14 protein-coding genes, 1 tRNA gene and 1 pseudogene are annotated in these 17,515 nt (G+C 70.0%); 10 read left to right on the top strand and 6 right to left on the bottom strand.

The window, feature by feature from the left end:
- Positions 1-110 precede the first annotated feature (110 nt).
- Positions 111-2,843, bottom strand: a complete 2,733-nt coding sequence (gene aceE / locus ACZ4SA_RS35995) for a pyruvate dehydrogenase (acetyl-transferring), homodimeric type (protein ID WP_468282737.1) — start codon at positions 2,841-2,843, stop codon at positions 111-113.
- A 440-nt stretch (positions 2,844-3,283) separates the two neighbouring features.
- On the opposite strand from aceE, the gene ACZ4SA_RS35990 reads away from it, so the two are divergent.
- From ACZ4SA_RS35990 to ACZ4SA_RS35965, 6 genes are all read left to right on the top strand, one after another.
- Positions 3,284-3,724, top strand: a complete 441-nt coding sequence (locus ACZ4SA_RS35990; RefSeq protein ID WP_356640238.1) for a DUF3052 domain-containing protein — start codon at positions 3,284-3,286, stop codon at positions 3,722-3,724.
- Between the two features lie 135 nt (positions 3,725-3,859).
- Complete coding sequence (locus ACZ4SA_RS35985) at positions 3,860-4,318, top strand: peroxiredoxin (RefSeq protein WP_468282733.1); 459 nt, start codon at positions 3,860-3,862, stop codon at positions 4,316-4,318.
- A 135-nt stretch (positions 4,319-4,453) separates the two neighbouring features.
- Entirely contained in the window at positions 4,454-5,029 is a 576-nt protein-coding gene (locus tag ACZ4SA_RS35980) for a TerD family protein (RefSeq protein WP_468282730.1), read from the top strand.
- 107 nt (positions 5,030-5,136) lie between these two features.
- Complete coding sequence (locus ACZ4SA_RS35975) at positions 5,137-5,712, top strand: TerD family protein (protein WP_356637960.1); 576 nt, start codon at positions 5,137-5,139, stop codon at positions 5,710-5,712.
- A 71-nt stretch (positions 5,713-5,783) separates the two neighbouring features.
- On the top strand, positions 5,784-6,929 hold the full coding sequence (locus ACZ4SA_RS35970; RefSeq protein ID WP_468282726.1) for a DUF475 domain-containing protein: 1,146 nt from the start codon (positions 5,784-5,786) through the stop codon (positions 6,927-6,929).
- A gap of 109 nt (positions 6,930-7,038) precedes the next feature.
- Positions 7,039-7,782, top strand: a complete 744-nt coding sequence (locus tag ACZ4SA_RS35965; RefSeq protein WP_468282723.1) for a TerD family protein — start codon at positions 7,039-7,041, stop codon at positions 7,780-7,782.
- Between the two features lie 221 nt (positions 7,783-8,003).
- Here ACZ4SA_RS35965 and ACZ4SA_RS35960 read toward each other — a convergent pair whose 3' ends face one another.
- Positions 8,004-8,792 carry a TerD family protein gene (locus tag ACZ4SA_RS35960; protein ID WP_468282720.1) on the bottom strand — a complete coding sequence of 263 codons (789 nt, stop codon included), beginning with the start codon at positions 8,790-8,792 and terminating at the stop codon, positions 8,004-8,006.
- A gap of 212 nt (positions 8,793-9,004) precedes the next feature.
- On the opposite strand from ACZ4SA_RS35960, the gene ACZ4SA_RS35955 reads away from it, so the two are divergent.
- Genes ACZ4SA_RS35955 through ACZ4SA_RS35945 form a run of 3 tightly spaced genes read left to right on the top strand, consistent with a single transcriptional unit; the run spans position 9,005 to position 13,463 of the window.
- Positions 9,005-10,168: an HpcH/HpaI aldolase/citrate lyase family protein gene (locus ACZ4SA_RS35955; RefSeq protein WP_468282717.1), complete on the top strand. Its 1,164-nt coding sequence runs from the start codon at positions 9,005-9,007 to the stop codon at positions 10,166-10,168.
- Complete coding sequence (locus ACZ4SA_RS35950; protein ID WP_468282714.1) at positions 10,168-12,609, top strand: phosphoribosyltransferase; 2,442 nt, start codon at positions 10,168-10,170, stop codon at positions 12,607-12,609. The genes ACZ4SA_RS35955 and ACZ4SA_RS35950 overlap by 1 nt, the downstream gene beginning before the upstream one ends.
- A complete protein-coding gene (locus tag ACZ4SA_RS35945; protein WP_468282711.1) occupies positions 12,606-13,463 on the top strand; it encodes an HAD family hydrolase in 858 nt (285 codons plus the stop codon). Before ACZ4SA_RS35950 ends, ACZ4SA_RS35945 begins: the two co-directional genes overlap by 4 nt.
- Positions 13,464-13,694: 231 nt before the next feature.
- Here ACZ4SA_RS35945 and ACZ4SA_RS35940 read toward each other — a convergent pair whose 3' ends face one another.
- The 4 genes and pseudogenes from ACZ4SA_RS35940 to ACZ4SA_RS35925 form a co-directional block, all read right to left on the bottom strand.
- Positions 13,695-13,910 carry an FmdB family zinc ribbon protein gene (locus ACZ4SA_RS35940; RefSeq protein WP_468282708.1) on the bottom strand — a complete coding sequence of 72 codons (216 nt, stop codon included), beginning with the start codon at positions 13,908-13,910 and terminating at the stop codon, positions 13,695-13,697.
- 219 nt (positions 13,911-14,129) lie between these two features.
- Positions 14,130-14,690, bottom strand: a pseudogene (locus tag ACZ4SA_RS35935) (DUF4383 domain-containing protein); the annotation flags it as partial.
- Positions 14,691-14,927: 237 nt separating this feature from the next.
- Positions 14,928-16,325, bottom strand: a complete 1,398-nt coding sequence (locus ACZ4SA_RS35930) for a hypothetical protein (protein ID WP_468282705.1) — start codon at positions 16,323-16,325, stop codon at positions 14,928-14,930.
- A gap of 83 nt (positions 16,326-16,408) precedes the next feature.
- Positions 16,409-17,197 (bottom strand): DUF4097 family beta strand repeat-containing protein, encoded by a 789-nt coding sequence (locus ACZ4SA_RS35925; protein ID WP_468282702.1) that lies wholly within the window; start codon positions 17,195-17,197, stop codon positions 16,409-16,411.
- A 193-nt stretch (positions 17,198-17,390) separates the two neighbouring features.
- On the opposite strand from ACZ4SA_RS35925, the gene ACZ4SA_RS35920 reads away from it, so the two are divergent.
- A tRNA-Val gene (locus ACZ4SA_RS35920) sits at positions 17,391-17,462 on the top strand.
- Positions 17,463-17,515 lie beyond the last annotated feature (53 nt).

The raw sequence follows: 17,515 nt of genomic DNA, 5'->3' as shown, positions 1-17,515 counted from the left end.
CCCCCCCCCCCCCCCCCCCCCCCCCCCCCCCCCCCCCCCCCCCCCCCCCCCCCCCCCCCCCCCCCCCCCCCCCCCCCCCCCCCCCCCCCCCCGCTGCCGTGAGCGGTGTGTTACGCGTCGCCGCCGGCCGCACCCGGGTCGGCCGCCGCCACGTCGAGCAGCTGGTAGCGGTCCACCGCCTGCTTGAGCACGCTGCGGTCGACCTTCCCCTCGCGCGCCAGCTCGGTGAGCACCGCCAGCACGATCGACTGGGCGTCGATGTGGAAGAAACGGCGGGCGGCACCGCGGGTGTCCGCGAAGCCGAAGCCGTCCGCTCCCAGCGACTGATAGGTGCCGGGCACCCAGCGGGAGATCTGGTCGGGGACCGAACGCATCCAGTCGGACACCGCGACGAACGGGCCCTGCGAGCCGGACAGCTTGCGCGTCACGTACGGGACGCGCTGCTCCTCCTCGGGGTGCAGCAGATTGTGCCGCTCCACCTCCACCGCCTCGCGGCGCAGCTCGTTCCAGGATGTCGCCGACCAGACGTCGGCGCGTACGTTCCATTCCTCCGCGAGGATCCGCTGCGCCTCGACGGCCCACGGCACGGCCACGCCGGAGGCCATGATCTGAGCCGGGATGGAGCCCTGCTCGCCCTGCTTGAAGCGGTGGATGCCCGCGAGAATGCCTTCGACGTCCACGTCGGCCGGCTCCGCCGGGTGCTGGATCGGCTCGTTGTAGACGGTGAGGTAGTAGAAGACGTCCTCGGCGTCGGGACCGTACATACGGCGCAGGCCGTCCTTGACGATGTGCGCGATCTCGAAGCCGAACGCCGGGTCGTAGGCGACAGCGGCCGGGTTCGTCGAGGCGAGCAGCTGCGAGTGGCCGTCCGCGTGCTGCAGGCCCTCACCGGTCAGCGTCGTACGGCCGGCGGTCGCGCCGAGCACGAAGCCGCGCGCCAGCTGGTCCGCCATCTGCCAGAACTGGTCGCCGGTCCGCTGGAAACCGAACATCGAGTAGAAGACGTACACCGGGATCAGCGGCTCGCCGTGCGTGGCGTACGCGGAACCCGCGGCGATCAGGGAGGCCGTGCAGCCGGCCTCCGAGATGCCGTCGTGCAGCATCTGACCGGTCGGCGACTCCTTGTACGCCAGCAGCAGCTCACGGTCCACGGCCTCGTACTGCTGCCCCAGCGGGTTGTAGATCTTCGCACTCGGGAAGAACGAGTCCATGCCGAAGGTGCGGTACTCGTCGGGCGCGATCAGCACGAACCGCTTGCCGATCTCCTTGTCCCGCATGAGGTCCTTCAGCAGCCGGACGAAGGCCATGGTGGTGGCGATCGACTGCTGCCCGGAGCCCTTCTTCACAGCCGCGTACGTCTTGTCCTCAGGGAGCTCCAGCGGCTTCGCCCGCACGACCCGGGTCGGCACATAACCGCCGCAGGCCTTGCGGTGGTCGTGCATGTACTGGATCTCTTCGGAGTCGCGGCCCGGGTGGTAGTACGGCGGAGCGCCGGACTCGAGCTGCTGGTCCGTGATCGGGAGGTGCAGCCGGTCGCGGAAGCGCTTCAGGTCGTCGACCGTCAGCTTCTTCATCTGGTGCGTGGCGTTGCGGCCCTCGAAGTTCGGGCCCAGCGTCCAGCCCTTGATGGTCTGCGCGAGGATCACCGTCGGCTGGCCCTTGTGCGCCTTGGCCGCCGTGTAGGCCGCGAAGACCTTGCGATGGTCGTGACCGCCGCGGCCCAGGTGCAGGATCTGCTCGTCGGTCATGTTCTCGACCATGGCGCGCAGCCGCTGGTCGCCGCCGAAGAAGTGCTCGCGGATGTACGCGCCGGTCTCCGTCGCGTACGTCTGGAACTGCCCGTCGGGCGTGGTGTTCAGCTTGTTGACCAGCACACCGTCGCGGTCCTGGGCGAGCAGCGGGTCCCAGGAGCGGTCCCACACCAGTTTGATGACGTTCCAGCCGGCACCGCGGAACTGCGACTCCAGCTCCTGGATGATCTTGCCGTTGCCGCGGACCGGGCCGTCGAGGCGCTGCAGGTTGCAGTTGACCACGAAGGTCAGGTTGTCCAGGCCCTCACGGGCGGCGATGGACAGCTGGCCGAGCGACTCCGGCTCGTCCATCTCGCCGTCGCCCAGGTAGGCCCACACATGCGACCCCGAGGTGTCCGCGATGCCGCGGGCCTCCATGTAGCGGTTCATGCGCGCCTGGTAGATGGCGCCCAGCGGGCCGAGGCCCATGGAGACCGTCGGGAACTCCCAGAAGTCCGGCATCGACCGCGGGTGCGGGTAGCTGGACAGTCCGTAGGGCTCCTTCGACTTCTCCTGGCGGAAGCCGTCCAGCTGCTGCTCGCTCAGCCGGTCCAGCAGGAACGCGCGGGCGTAGATGCCGGGGGAGGCGTGCCCCTGGAAGAAGATCTGGTCGCCCCCCTTGCCGTCGTCCTTGCCGCGGAAGAAGTGGTTGAAGCCCACGTCGTAGAGGGAGGCCGAGGAGGCGAAGGTGGCGATGTGGCCGCCGACGCCGATGCCGGGGCGCTGCGCGCGGGAGACCATCACCGCGGCGTTCCACCGGGTCGCGTTGAGGATCTTGCGCTCGATCTCCTCGTTGCCGGGGAAGAACGGCTCGTCCTTGGTCGCGATGGTGTTGACGTAGTCCGTGCTGCGCATCTCGGGCACGGCGACACGCTTCTCGCGCGCCCGCTCGATCAGGCGCAGCATCAGGTAGCGGGCCCGCTCCCGGCCGCGCTCGTCGACGGCGGCGTCGAGGGAGTCCAGCCACTCCTGGGTCTCTTCAGGATCGAAGTCCGGGACCTGGCTGGGAAGGCCGCCAATGATGATCGGGTTGCGATCGGATCCGGAAGCCACGCTGTTCCTTCGCTGTTCGGGGGTACTGGGTCGGCAAAGCTGTCGCACCGCCTCCCATCGTGTACCGCGGGAGGGCCCACGTCATCTCTACTGAGAGGTAACCCTTGTTCTCCAGGACATCCGGCGGAAGCCGTGGGTGAGCCGCCGGACCAAATCGCAACCTTACGCCCGAGGCGGTCATGCGTTTCGTCCGGTCGTTCGGTTCCGATTGAGATGTGAAAGGGTAGGAATGCCGCGTAGGCGGCCGAAGTGAGTGGCCACCAGTGCGGCGGGGCCTCTGGCATGCCTGGAGTTGCGCCGAGACGGCCGCAAACGTCACCGTTTCGGCGGTCCGGACGGCCGGGTACTTGCGCGATCCGCCCCGCCCGTGTGGACTACGGCCAATGCCGCGCGTACGCGCGCGGCCGAAGCATTTGTCGAAAACGATCAGGAGGCAAGCCGTGAGCGCGACCGCGGACCACGCGGAGGAGCGGACCAACCCGGCGGCAAGGCTGGGGTTCGAGCCCGGACAAGTGGTCCAGGAGATCGGCTACGACGACGACGTCGAGCAGGAGCTCCGTGAGGGCATCGAGGCCGTCACCGGCCAGGAACTCGTCGACGAGGACTACGACGACGTCGCCGACGTCGTCGTGCTGTGGTTCCGCGACGAGGACGGGGACCTCACTGACGCACTGGTGGACGCCATCGGTCTGATCGACGAGGGCGGGGTCGTCTGGCTGATGACCCCCAAGACCGGCCGTGACGGCTACGTCGAGCCCAGCGACATCAACGAGGCCGCCCAGACCGCGGGTCTCTCCCAGACCAAGAGCATCACCGCCGGCAAGGACTGGAGTGGCAGTCGGCTGGTCACCCCCAAGGGGGCCAAGACGGGGAAGCGCTGAGCCGCCGAGCCGCGAAGAGCAGGCACCCGGCCCCCGCCGACACACGTCGGCGGGGGCCTTCTGCGTAGGCTGGCCCTCACCGGATCGGCCCACAGAATCGGCCGGCGGACGAATTGACGAAGGGATGCGCTCTCCATGGCGATCGAGGTCGGCGACAAGGCGCCGGAGTTCGAGCTCAAGGACAACCACGGCCGCACCGTGGCACTCTCCGACCACCTCGGCGAGAAGAACGTCGTGCTCCTCTTCTACCCCTTCGCCTTCACCGGCGTGTGCACCGGCGAGCTGTGCGCCCTGCGCGACGAGCTGCCGAAGTTCGTCAACGACGACACCCAGCTGCTCGCCGTCTCCAACGACTCGATCCACACCCTGCGCGTCTTCGGCGAGCAGGAAGGGCTCGAGTACCCGCTGCTGTCGGATTTCTGGCCGCACGGCGAGACGTCGCGCGCCTACGGCGTCTTCGACGAGGAGAAGGGCTGCGCGGTGCGCGGCACGTTCATCATCGACAAGGAGGGCGTCGTGCGCTGGACCGTCGTCAACGGCCTGCCCGATGCCCGCGATCTGAACGACTACGTCAAGGCACTGGACGCCCTCTGATCCCTCCGCGAGGGTTTCAGCAGGTGTCCCCATGAAATGACACTGCGAGTGGGAACCGGTCACTAGGATCCCTTCGTTGATCCGATAGCTATCGCACGACGGGGGCGCTGCCCCTGAACACCAATGGAGGGACTCGTGGGAGTCAGCCTCAGCAAGGGCGGCAACGTCTCGCTGACCAAGGCCGCGCCGAATCTGACAGCGGTCACCGTGGGCCTGGGCTGGGACGTCCGTACCACCACCGGCACCGACTTCGACCTCGACGCCAGCGCCCTGCTGACCAACGCCGAGGGCAAGGTCACCAACGACGGCAACTTCGTCTTCTTCAACAACCTCAAGAGCGTCGACGGCTCCGTCGAGCACACCGGTGACAACCTCACCGGTGAGGGCGAGGGCGACGACGAGCAGATCAAGGTCAACCTGGCCGCGGTCCCCGCCGACGTCGACAAGATCGTCTTCCCGGTCTCGATCTACGAGGCCGAGAGCCGCCAGCAGTCCTTCGGCCAGGTGCGCAACGCCTTCATCCGCGTCGTCAACCAGGCCGACAACAACGAGCTCGCCCGCTACGACCTGAGCGAGGACGCCTCGACCGAGACCGCCATGGTCTTCGGCGAGCTGTACCGCAACGGCGCGGAGTGGAAGTTCCGTGCCATCGGCCAGGGCTACGCCTCGGGCCTGCGCGGCATCGCGCAGGACTTCGGTGTGAACGTCTGAGCCAGGCAGCACTCAACGTCCGGCGCCGCACTCCTTCGTGCGGCGCCGGACGTGCATGAAGACCCGCTGCACTCGGCAGCAAAGCCACCAGGGGAGGACTCACCATCATGGGCGTCACGCTCGCCAAGGGAGGCAATGTCTCCCTCTCCAAGGCCGCACCCAATCTCACTCAGGTGCTCGTAGGGCTCGGCTGGGACGCGCGTTCCACCACCGGAGCGCCTTTCGACCTCGACGCCAGCGCGCTGCTCTGCCAGAACGGGCGGGTGCTCGGCGACGAGTGGTTCGTCTTCTACAACCAGCTCAAGAGCCCCGACGGCTCCGTCGAGCACACCGGTGACAACCTCACCGGTGAGGGCGACGGCGACGACGAGTCGCTCCTGGTGGACCTCGTGAAGGTCCCGGCCGACGTCGACAAGATCGTCTTCCCGGTCTCCATCCACGACGCCGACAACCGCGGCCAGACCTTCGGCCAGGTCAGCAACGCCTTCATCCGCGTCGTCAACCAGGCGGACGGCCAGGAGCTGGCGCGCTACGACCTCAGCGAGGACGCCTCCACCGAGACCGCGATGATCTTCGGCGAGCTCTACCGCTACGGGGGCGAGTGGAAGTTCCGAGCCGTGGGGCAGGGGTACGCGTCGGGCCTGCGCGGCATCGCTCTAGACTTCGGCGTCAACGTTTCGTAAAGCCGCGTGCGGCGCGGGGGAGGACCTCCCCCAGGCTTCGCCCGGGGGACAATTACACGATTGGGTAGCCAGTGGTTCTGAAAACCTTCGGCTGGTCGTTCGCCGTCACGGCGCTCGGCCTCGCATTCGCCGCCTGGCAGTGGGGCTGGGAGGCGTTCGGGATCGTACTGATCCTGTCGATCCTCGAGATCTCGCTGTCGTTCGACAACGCGGTCGTCAACGCCGGAATCCTCAAGAAGATGAACGCCTTCTGGCAGAAGATCTTCCTGACGATCGGCATTCTGATCGCCGTCTTCGGTATGCGACTGGTCTTCCCCGTCGTCATCGTCGCCATCAGCGCCAAGGTCGGGCCGATCGAAGCGGTCCAACTGGCCATGGACCAGCCCGCGCAGTACGAGGCCCTGGTCACCGACGCGCACCCCGCAATCGCCGCGTTCGGTGGCATGTTCCTGCTGATGATCTTCCTCGACTTCATCTTCGAGGCACGTGAGCACCAGTGGCTGAAGTGGCTCGAGCGGCCGCTGGCCAAGCTCGGCAAGGTCGACATGCTGTCGGTCTGCATCGCCCTGATCATCCTGCTGATCACCGCCGTCACCTTCGCCACCCAGGCGCACACCAGCACCGGCCACGCCGACAAGTCGGCCACGGTGCTCCTCTCCGGCGTCGCCGGTCTGATCACCTACCTCGTCGTGGGCGGTCTCTCCGGGTACTTCGAGGACAAGCTCGAGGAAGAGGAGGAGCGCGAGCACGAGGAGGAGGAGCAGGCCAAGAAGGAGGGCAAGCCCGTCTCCGCGGTCGGCCTGGCCGGCAAGGCGGCGTTCTTCCTGTTCCTGTACCTCGAGGTGCTCGACGCGTCGTTCTCGTTCGACGGCGTCATCGGCGCGTTCGCCATCACCAACCACATCTTCTGGATGGCGCTCGGCCTCGGTATCGGTGCGATGTACGTCCGATCGCTCACGGTCTACCTGGTCCGCCAGGGCACCCTCGACGACTACGTCTACCTGGAGCACGGCGCCCACTACGCGATCGGCGCGCTGGCGGTCATCCTGCTCGTCACCATCCAGCACGAGATCAGCGAGATCATCACCGGCCTCGTCGGCGTCTTCCTGATCGCCGCCTCGTTCTGGTCGTCCCTGCGCCGCAACAAGGCGCTGGAGACGGCCGAGGGAAAGCCCGGGGGACCGGGGGACAAGGCTGAGGTCTCCTCCGGGGTGTGACACCCCCACCAGTGAGGAACGCTTCCTTGCGGGGCGGCCGGGAGCTCCCGGCCGCCCCGCACGCGTATCCGTGGGGCACCGGGCGACCAGTGACGACAAGGGGTGGGACATGGCCATATGGGACAACCTGTGGCGGGGAAGGGCGGCGCAGTTCGACTCGGGCAGCGCCGCGACCAACTCCATCGAGCTGACCAAGCGCAATTCGGCCGTCTCGCTCACCAAGCAGGGCGCGGCCAGCGGCAACCTGCGCGTCAACCTGTCCTGGCGTATGCGCACCTCCGACATCGAGGGGCGCTCACGGCAGAGCGGCAGGCTGCTGCGGAACCCGATGAAGCTCTTCCAGCCGGACGTCGTCCAGGCCCACACCCAGGGCGTGGTCAACGTCGACCTCGACCTCGGCTGCCTGTACGAGCTGACCGACGGCAGCAAGGGCGTGGTGCAGCCACTCGGCGGCTTCTTCGGCGACCTGAACGGGCCGCCGTTCGTGAAGCTCAGCGGCGACGACCGGTTCGGCGCACCCTCCGGCGAGACGATCTTCGTCAATCTCGACCACCGGGAGTCGATCAAGCGGCTGCTGTTCTTCGTCTACATCTACGACCAGACCCCGGCCTTCGACCGCACCCACGCACACGTCACGCTCTACCCGAGCAACGGTCCGCGGGTCGAGATCGAACTCGACGAGCGGGCCCCGCAGGCCCGCTCGTGCGCGGTGTTCTCCGTGGAGAACAGCAAGGGCGAGCTGACGGTGCGGCGCGAGGTGAAGTTCGTGTACGGCTTCCAGGCGGAGCTCGACCGCCTGTACGGGTGGGGGCTGCAGTGGGGGCGTGGCTACAAGTCGCAGACCCGCGCGTAGCCCTTGGGCGGGCGGGCCCGCTCTCTCGACGGTGTCCGTCCGGGTCACGGACATGCCTGCGCGGGACTCACGCCGCCGACCCCTGACCGCCCTCCCGGCGGGAACCGTTCAGCCCGGGGCGGCACTCCACCGCTGGGGGAACCGGCACCGCTGGGGGCACCGGCCGGTTCCGGTTCCGGGTCCGACGGGCGCGGCCTTCGGCCCCGCGGCGCGGAAGGGCGCTACGGGCGCTGGAACTGCGGGCCCATCGGCGGCAGACGGAACGCCGGGTCCGGTGCGTACGCAGCCGCCGCGGCCGGCTGCGGGTAGCCGTAGGCAGGCTGCGCCGCCGGTGCGTACGCGGGCGCGGGCTGTGTCACCTCCGACGGCGGGTAGCCGTACGCCGGCTGTGGCGAAGGCGAAGGCGAAGGCGAAGGCGAAGGCGATGGCTGCGGCTGCGGCTGCGGCTCGTCCGGCTCTCCCACCGCCTCGTCCACCGAGATACCGAACGCCGTCGCGAGCCCCACCAGCCCCGTCGGATAGCCCTGCGCCACCGCACGGAACTTCCAGCCGTCGCCGCGCCGGTACAGCTCGCCGCAGATGATCGCCGTCTCCTCGCCCGTCTCGGGCTTCACGTCGAAGACGGCCAGCGGTTCGCCGCCGTCCGGCGCACCGGCGTCTTGGAGCAGTATCCGCAGGTCACGTACATGCTCGAAGGTGGCGCCGTCCGACGACGCCGCGATGACGACTTGGTCGACCGACGCGTCCAGCGCCGCCACGTCGGCCTCCACGGTGTCGGTGAGATGCTCCGCGACACGCTGCTTCGGCAGCCGCCGGACCAGGCCGGAGGGGTGGCGCGGCTGGTTGTAGAAGACGAAGTCCTCGTCGGAGCGCACGCGGCCGTCGGCGCCGAGCAGCAGGGCCGAGGCGTCGACATCCGGCACCCCCGCGCCCGGCGTCCAGCGCAGCACGGCTCGTACGGCCGTGGCTTCAAGAGGGACGTTCGAGCCCTTCAGCATCGCGTGCGTCATGCCCGTCATCCTGCCTGCCCGAGGGGGCCAGGGACAACGCGGGGCCCAGTTCCCGGCTTTGGCGCGCCTGTGGCGGCCATCCGCAGGGCAGGGGCGAGAAACGGTCGGGTCACCTGGATTTCATGCACTTGGGGAACTCTTGACACCTGTGCTTACGTACTATTACCGGCCACATGGTGTGAGGGTCGAAGCAGCGGTACGGGGGACTAAATATGCGTCATTTCGGGCACATCGCGCCCGCTGCCCGTGAGCGGCTGTTCCACCAGGAGCCGTGCGGTTTCGGCGCGGACTCGCCGGCACGGACGCTGGCGGCTGCCCTGGGCGCCACGCTCTACAGCCCGGCGACCCGGCCGAAGCTGGCCGACGACGTGCTCAAGCAGGCCGGGCGCGGGGTCGTCTCCATGGTGCTGTGCCTGGAGGATTCCATCGACGACGCCGAGGTGGAGGACGGAGAGGTGAACCTGGTCCGGCAGTTCGCGGACCTCGACGCGCGCGGAGTCGAAGTGCCGCTCCTGTTCATCCGCGTCCGCAGGCCGGAGCAGATCCCGGACCTCGTGGGACGTCTGGGGCAGGCGGGACGACTGTTGTCCGGATTCGTACTGCCGAAGTTCACCGACGAGCGCGGTGCCCCGTTCCTCGAGGCGCTCGCGGCCGCGGAGGCCGACAGTGGACGGCGGCTGTTCGCGATGCCCGTCCTCGAGTCGCCCGAGCTGCTTCATCTGGAGACCAGGGCCGAGGCCCTGAGCGGCATCGCCCGCACCGTCGACAAGTACCGCGACCGGGTCCTCGCCCTGCGCCTCGGCGTCACCGACTTCTGCTCCGCGTACGGGCTGCGCCGCTCGCCCGACATGACGGCCTACGACGTGCGGATCGTCACGTCCGTCATCGCGGACGTGGTCAATGTGCTCGGCCGGTCCGACGGGACCGGCTTCACCATCACCGGCCCCGTGTGGGAGTACTTCAGGTCCCAGGAGCGCATGTTCAAGCCGCAGCTGCGCCGCAGCCCGTTCCTCGAGGGCCGGGCGGAGGAGCTCCGCACCGCCCTCATCGAGCACGACCTCGACGGCCTGCTCCGCGAGATCGAGCTGGACCGCGCCAACGGTCTGCTCGGCAAGACCTGCATCCACCCCTCCCACGTGCTGCCGGTGCACGCACTGTCCGTGGTCAGCCACGAGGAGTTCAGTGACGCCCAGGACATCCTGCGCCCGGAGCGCGGCGGCGGCGGAGTGCTGCGCTCCGCGTACACGAACAAGATGAACGAAGTGAAGCCGCACCGGGCCTGGGCCGAGCGGACCCTGCTGCGGGCCGAGGTCTTCGGCGTCGCCAAGGAGGACGTCGGCTTCGTGGAACTGCTCGCGGCCGGGCTGGCGGACTGATGACGACGAGGGGCGAAGAGAACGTGGTGTGGTCGGGAAGCTGGGTCGCCGAGCGGCTCGGAGTCGGGCTCGACGGTGACGAGCGGCTCCCGGAGCTGCTGGGCCTCGCCCTGCGCCGCAACCCCAAACGCGCGCACCTCCTGGTGTCGAACGTGCTGGGCAAGCACGTGCCGCAGAGCCCCGGGGCCGTATACGGGCACGCGTACGCCCTCGGACTGCGCGTACGCGATCTGCTCGGCTCCGAGGAGGCCGCCCGCGCGGTTGTCCTCGGATACGCGGAGACGGCGACCGGGCTCGGCCACTGCGTCGCGGACGGCGTCGGACCCGTGCCGTATCTGCACTCCACCCGCCGTCCGGTCGACGGCGTGGCCCCCGCGGGCGGCTTCGAGGAGTCCCACTCGCACGCGACCTCGCACCTGCTGCTGCCCGAGGACCCCGAGCTGCTGACGGGCACGGGCCCGCTGGTGCTCGTCGACGACGAGTTCTCCACGGGCAACACCGTCCTCAACACCGTCCGTGACCTGCACGAGCGCTACCCGCGTGAGCGGTATGTCGTCGTGGCGCTGGTCGACATGCGCTCCGCGGCGGATCTCGGCCGCTTGGAGGCCTTCGCCGAGGAGATCGGCGCCCGCGTCGACCTGGTGACCATGGCCTCCGGCACGGTCAGCCTTCCGGACGGCGTCCTGGCCAAGGGCCGGGACCTGGTCGCACGGCACGAGCCCGCGGTGAAGGACACGCCCCCGGCCGCGGACCCCCGCCATGCCCGGGTGGTCCTGGACTGGCCGGCAGGCATCCCCGACGGGGGACGGCACGGCTTCTCCCCGGCACACCGCGACGCCCTGGAGGCCGCGCTGCCCGGCATGACGGCCCGTCTCGCCGAGGCCGTCGGTGACGCCCGCCGCGTCCTCGTCCTCGGCTGCGAGGAGCTGATGTACGCACCCCTGCGCCTGGCCCTCGCCCTGGAGCGGGCCGGCACCGCGCCCGAGGTGCGGTACTCCACCACCACCCGCTCGCCCGTCCTCGCCGTCGACGACCCCGGCTATGCCATACGTACCCGGCTCGTCTTCCCCGCCCACGACGATCCGGCGGACGGCCCGGGCGAGCGCTACGCCTACAACGTGGCGGGCGGCGGCTTCGACGCGGTCGTCGCCGTCGTCGACTCGGCCGCCGACACCGCGCACCTGCACGCCCCGGACGGCCTGCTGGCCCAGCTCGCCGCCCACACCCCGCACGTCGTGCTGGCCGTCGTGCCCAGCTACGTACCCAACGGTGACGTACCCGAAGGACCTGAAAGGCCCTCCATGCTGCCCCAGCCGCTCCGCGGACCGGACTTCTCCTCCTACGCCGCCGAGGAGGTCGGCTGGCTGCTCCAGGACCTCTCGGACGTGGAGCTCGAAGCGCCCACGGAGGAGCGCGAGGAAGCCATCCAGAGCGGCGGCGCGCACTACGCCGAGTCGCTGCCCGTCGAGTACCAGCCGAACGAGCAGTACCAGCAGCTGTTCGAGGCCGCGCTCACGGCCTCCGCCGCCCGCATCGCCCGCGCCGTCGGAACAGTCACCGACACCGTTCTCGCCGAGCGGACACCGCGCCCCGTGCTCGTCTCGCTCGCCCGCGCCGGCACCCCGGTCGGTGTGCTGATGCGGCGCTGGGCCCGGCACCGGCACGGCCTGGACCTGCCGCACTACGCCGTGTCCATCGTGCGCGGCCGCGGCATCGACGCCAACGCACTGCGCTGGCTCGCCGAGAACCACGACCCGGCCGACGTCGTCTTCGTCGACGGCTGGACCGGCAAGGGCGCCATCACCCGCGAACTCGCCGAAGCCCTGCGGGACTTCCCCGGCTTCGACCCCGAGATCGCCGTCCTCGCCGACCCGGGCGGCTGTGTGCGTACGTACGGCACACGTGAGGACTTCCTGATCCCGTCCGCCTGCCTCAACTCCACGGTTTCCGGCCTGATATCCCGTACGGTCCTGCGTGCCGACCTGGTCGGCCCCCACGACTTCCACGGCGCGAAGTTCTACCGCGAGCTCGCCGGCTCCGACGTCTCCGGCCACTTCCTCGACACCGTCGCCGCCCACTTCGACGAGGTCACGTCCGCCGTCGACGCGGACGTGAAGGAACTGCTGTCCGCCGACCGCACCCCCACCTGGGAGGGCTGGGGCGCCGTCGAGCGGATCAGCGAGGAGTACGGCATCCACGACGTCAACCTCGTCAAGCCGGGCGTCGGCGAGACCACGCGCGTCCTGCTGCGCCGGGTCCCCTGGAAGATCCTCGCGAGCCGCGGAGCCGGCGCCGACCTCGACCACGTACGGCTCCTGGCGTCGCAGCGCGGCGTGCCCGTCGAGGACGTCGACGAACTCCCGTACAGCTGCGTCGGGTTGATCCACCCCAAGTACACGCGGGCTGCCACGGGTGCCGACGGCAAGGCGGTGGCGCAGTGACCGTGCTCGTCGCCAGCGACCTCGACCGTACGCTCATCTACTCGAACGCGGCGCTGGGTCTCGGCATGCCCGACGCCGTCGCACCCCGGCTGCTGTGTGTCGAAGTGCACGAGCACAAGCCCCTGTCGTACATGACCGAGCGAGCGGCGGGGCTGCTGACCAAGCTCGCCCAGGACACCGTCTTCGTCCCGACGACGACCCGCACCCGCAAGCAGTACCAGCGCATCAGCCTGCCCGGCCTGCCGCCCAAGTACGCGATCTGCGCCAACGGCGGGCACCTGCTCGTCGACGGCATCAGCGACCGCGACTGGCGCGAGGCGGTCGCTGCGCGGCTCACCGCGGAGTGCGCGCCCCTCGCGGAGATCCGGGCGCACCTGCGCGACACCGCCGACCCGGCCTGGCTGCGCAAGGAACGGGTCGCCGAGGACCTCTTCGCCTACCTCGTCGTCGAACGGGCGCTGCTGCCCGACGACTGGGTCGCCGAACTCGGCGCGTGGGCGGAGTTCCGCGGCTGGACCGTCTCCCTCCAGGGCCGCAAGATCTACGCCGTGCCGAAGCCGCTCACCAAGAGCGCCGCGGTGCGCGAGGTCGCCCGCCGCACCGGCGCACGGCTGACGCTGGCGGCCGGCGACTCGCTCCTCGACGCGGATCTGCTCCTCGCAGCCGACCTGGCCTGGCGGCCCGGTCACGGCGAGCTCGCGGAGGCCGACTGGCGGGCGCCGCACGTCGTCGCGCTGCCGCAGATGGGCGTGGCGGCGGGCGAGGAGATCCTGCGCCTGCTGCGGCAGGAGTCGCGCCGGTTCCGGCGGGAACGGCAGGGGATCAGCTCCGTGGTCGTCCGGCCGCCGGTCTGAGGGGCGGTTTCAGTTCCTTGAGGTCCGGGGCCGGGCGCTTCAGCCGCGTCGTGACCGGCCCCGGCCTGAGCAGCCGGACCGCGGCGGACACCAGCACCGCGAGCACGGCGACGACGAGCACCACCTTCGAGTACGCGCAAACCATCGGCTCGTGAGGGCGGGGCCGCTGCGGGGGTGCGGCGGGGCGGCTGCGGCCCCGCAGCTCTCCACGAGATACGGGCGGGTGCCGTGTCAGCCGCAGCAGCCGCCACCGCAGCAGCCACCGCCACCGCCACCGCCGGTGGGCGCGGGGGCCGACTTGGTGCCGCCGACGGCGACCGCCGAGAGCAGCTTGACGGTGTCGTCGTGTCCCTCCGGGCAGTTCGCGGGCGCGGAGGACTCGGCCATGGGGCGGTTCACTTCGAAGGTGTCGCCGCAGGTCCGGCAGCGGAATTCGTAACGAGGCATGCGGTCAGGCTAGCGGCGCCGGCGTGTCATACGGGAGAGCAGACCGCGACGGGTTGCCCGGCGGCCGGTGTCGGTCGTCGTGCGCGCGGCGGTCGTCACTCCAGGAGCGGTCGTCGCGTCCGGGCCGGCGGCGTCGGTATGCCCCGCCTGCCGCGTCGGCGGGCCGACGCCGGTCGTGCTGGTCGTGCTGGTCATGCCGAGAGCGGCCTGCTGTCGGGCGGCGAGCTCGGCGCGGCGGCGCGCGGCACGCTGCTCCGAATCCGCCTGCTCGGGGTGGCGGGCTTTCCAGTACGGGTTGTCGTGCGGCAAGGTCGCGCTGACGCGCCCGTACATGCCGAAGAACATCAGCATGACGCCCACCACGAAGCTGAACATCACGTTCTGGATGCGGAAGGCGAGGGGGTTGAAGCTGCGGTCGAGCAGAGCGAGGTTCACGAACCCGCTGAGGATGAAGAGAATGCCCAGAACCATGTTCAGCGTCGAGGCGAAGTTGCCGCCGATCACCATGCCGACGAAGAGCAGCAGCCCGACGGCGATGGACAGGACGCTCAGCGCGCCGTTGGTGTTGAGGCCCGCGACGGTGTCGCCCCGGGTGTCGAAGAAGCCGATGCGGTCGATGAGACCGAGGATGCCGAACGCGACCAGCACCAGGCCCATCAGCCCGGCGCCGACCCGGTAGAAGCGGCTGAGTTGGTGGTCCACGGGCAGATGCTCGTCGAGCTTGATGCGCGGGCGGCTGCTTTGGCCGGTTCTTTTCGAGTGCACTACGTGTCCGGCCATGTCCGGCCTCCTTCGTACGGACGCGTACGCCGACTCCGGGGTGCTCGGGCCGGTGTTCGCCCTGTGGCCGCCCGGGTCCGGCGTTCGCCCGGGGGGCGGCGCGGTTCCTCCCAGGATCCGCCCGGGGCCGAACCGGTACAAGCCGGTGAAAGTCGGTACGGACTGGTAAGTACCGTAATGAAACGATACGAGCCGGTATGCGCCACAGCCGAGTCGTAGTCGAGTCGCAGTCGCCGGTCAGGCTCTGCCAGTGCCCCGCTCCTCGCGGATCTGCTCGACCACGTGTGCGACCGTGCGCCGTACCGCCTCGGTCTCCGTGAGGAAGTGCCAGTAGTCGGGATGCCGCCCCTCGAGCCCGGCGACCGCCCGGTCCAGCCGCGCCACGGAGTCGTCCAGGGGCCGGGCGTGGCGCGGGTCGGGCGTGTTGCGCCCGGCCATCGCAAGACGCTGGGCGTCGCGAATCGCGAAGCGGGTCCGCTCGATCTCGTGCTGCGGGTCCTTGGCCACGGCATCGAGCCGCTGGAGGCGGTCGCGGGCGGCGGAGACGGCCTCGTCCGTGGCGTTCAGCAGTGCGCGGACGGTGGCCAGGAGGGCGGTGGCGTCCGGCCAGCGCTGCTCCTCGCGAGCCTTGCCGGCCTCCTTCAGCTTCTCCTCGGCCTGCTGGACGCTGCGCGCCGCCTTTTCCGGAACAGGCTGCAGGTCCTGCCAGCACGCGACCGTGAAGCGCCGGCGCAGCTCGCTGAGCACCGGCTCGACCTGAGCGGACCGGGTGGTCAGCGCCTGCGCGCGGGTGCGGAGCGACACGAGACGCTTGTCGATCTCGGCGGCGCGCTCCGGCAACCGTTCGGCTTCTGTGCGTACGGTTTCGGCGTCACGCAGCACGCGGTCGGCGCGCTGCAGCGTTTCGGGAACGCCATGCCGCCCCGCGCCCTCGTTGAGCTTCGTCAGCTCGGGGGCGAGGGCGGCGAGGCGGGCGGCGAGATCGTCCGCTCTCAGACCGGAGCTGCGCACTGAATCGAGAGCATTGCTCGCAGAGATGAGCGCCTGTCGCGCCCTCTCGACAGCCGGCGCGAGCCGGGCCAGCTGCGTCTCCGCCTTTCCGAGCAGCGGCCCGAGCCCCTGCTCGAACCGGTCGAGCTCCCCCTTGACCCGCAGCAGCTCGTCCTTGGCACGGTTCAACTGCGTACGCGCCTGCGCGGCCACCGACGCGTCCAGGTCGTCCCGGTCCAGATCATGCGCGTCCACCGCGGTGATGTAGGCGTGGCTCACCTCGTCGATACGCCGCCCGAGGGCGGCGAAGTCGTCGACGGCGCGCCGGGCTGACGGCGTACTGTCCACCGCCGTGATCGTCTCGATCGAGATCCGCAGATCGCGCTGCGCGGTGTCCAGCTCGTAGAACGCCGCGGCCGCGGCGTCCTTTGCGGCCTGCGCATCGGCCCGCTGGCTCTCCCCCCGCCCGCCGAACCAGCGGCGGGTGCCGCCGCCCGCGAAGGCGGCGGGCAGTGCGACGGCGGCGGCCGCGAGCAGCGGCAGCGGGAGCAGCACCAGAGCGACCGCGCTCCGGGCGTTTTCCCGCACATCCCTGACGGCGTTCGCTCGTGCCTTGTGGTGCGGCCGTGCGTTTCTCGCCGTCACATGCCTCTCCCGTGCTGTGTCCGCCCTGCCCGGTCCCGGTCCGGTCAATTCTCCCACCAGGAAAGGACGAACACACGGGCCTGTTAGTTCACGCTGCGCACCGCGATTTTCCCGTTGTCGCTGCGGGCCTTGACGATGCGGCGGCTGCCGGCGTCGGTCGGGACGGCGATGTCCACGTCCCCGTTGTCGCTCTCGGCCTCCACGGCGTACGGCGCTCCGGCGCCCGGCAGCTCGATCTCGATCCGCCCGTTGTCGCTCACGGTCTCCACCCGGTCGGGCACCCCGGCCAGCTCGAGCCGCACGGACCCGTTGTCCGACGTGGCCACGACACTCTTCCCGGTCACGCGCTGTGCGACGACGCTGCCGTTCTCGCTGTCCAGCTCGAGCGCGCCGCTGGAGTCGGTGACCTCGATCGCGCCGTTGTCCGAACGGAGCTTCAGCGGTGTGTCGAACCCGCTCGCGGTCACCTTCCCGTTGGCGTCGTCCACGGTCACGGCCGTGCCCCGCGGCACCTTCACGGTGTGCCGGGCCGCGCAGTTGCTGGCGACGGCGTCACAGTCCACCTTGAGCGTGAGGGTCCCGTCCTCCATCTTCCAGACGGCCTCGGGCCCGTTCCCCAGGAACACCCACCCGTCGACCTGCCGGGTCACCTCCACCTCCTCGACGTCGGCCGGTACGAGCTCGATGTTCGAGTTGTCGGAGTCGATGGTCAGCGTCTTCCCGCTCAGCTTGAACGACTTCTCCTCAAGGGGGGCGTCACCCGCGTCCGCACTCCCGCACCCGGACACCCCGACCCCGAGCAGCACGGCCCCGGAAGCGGCGACGACGGTCCGGACCGCGCGGCGGTGACGACGACGGAGTCGGCTTGTCATGGCGATCGTTCCCCCAGGTAGCTCTGCGTGATTCCCTCACGGTACGAGCCCCACCCCGCCGTATCGATGCGGCTGCCCACCGTCTCCCTGGTGGGGCCAGCCCCAGTACGTGGCGGGCGACGTAACCCACGGGGGAGGCCGTAACGGTTTGGATCTGGGCCGTGTGTGCCATGTACGCTGTTGCCTCATCCACGGGTGCGTAGCTCAGGGGTAGAGCGCTGCTCTTACAAAGCAGATGTCGGCGGTTCGAAACCGTCCGCGCCCACCGCGCTGACCAGCGCAGCAGCAGCAAGAAGGGCCCTCCGGAGATCATCCGGA

It is taken from the genome of Streptomyces sp. NPDC027962, assembly GCF_055566095.1.
The sequence above is the reverse complement of the archived record's forward strand: the minus strand, read 5'-3'. Positions and strand labels throughout refer to the sequence as shown.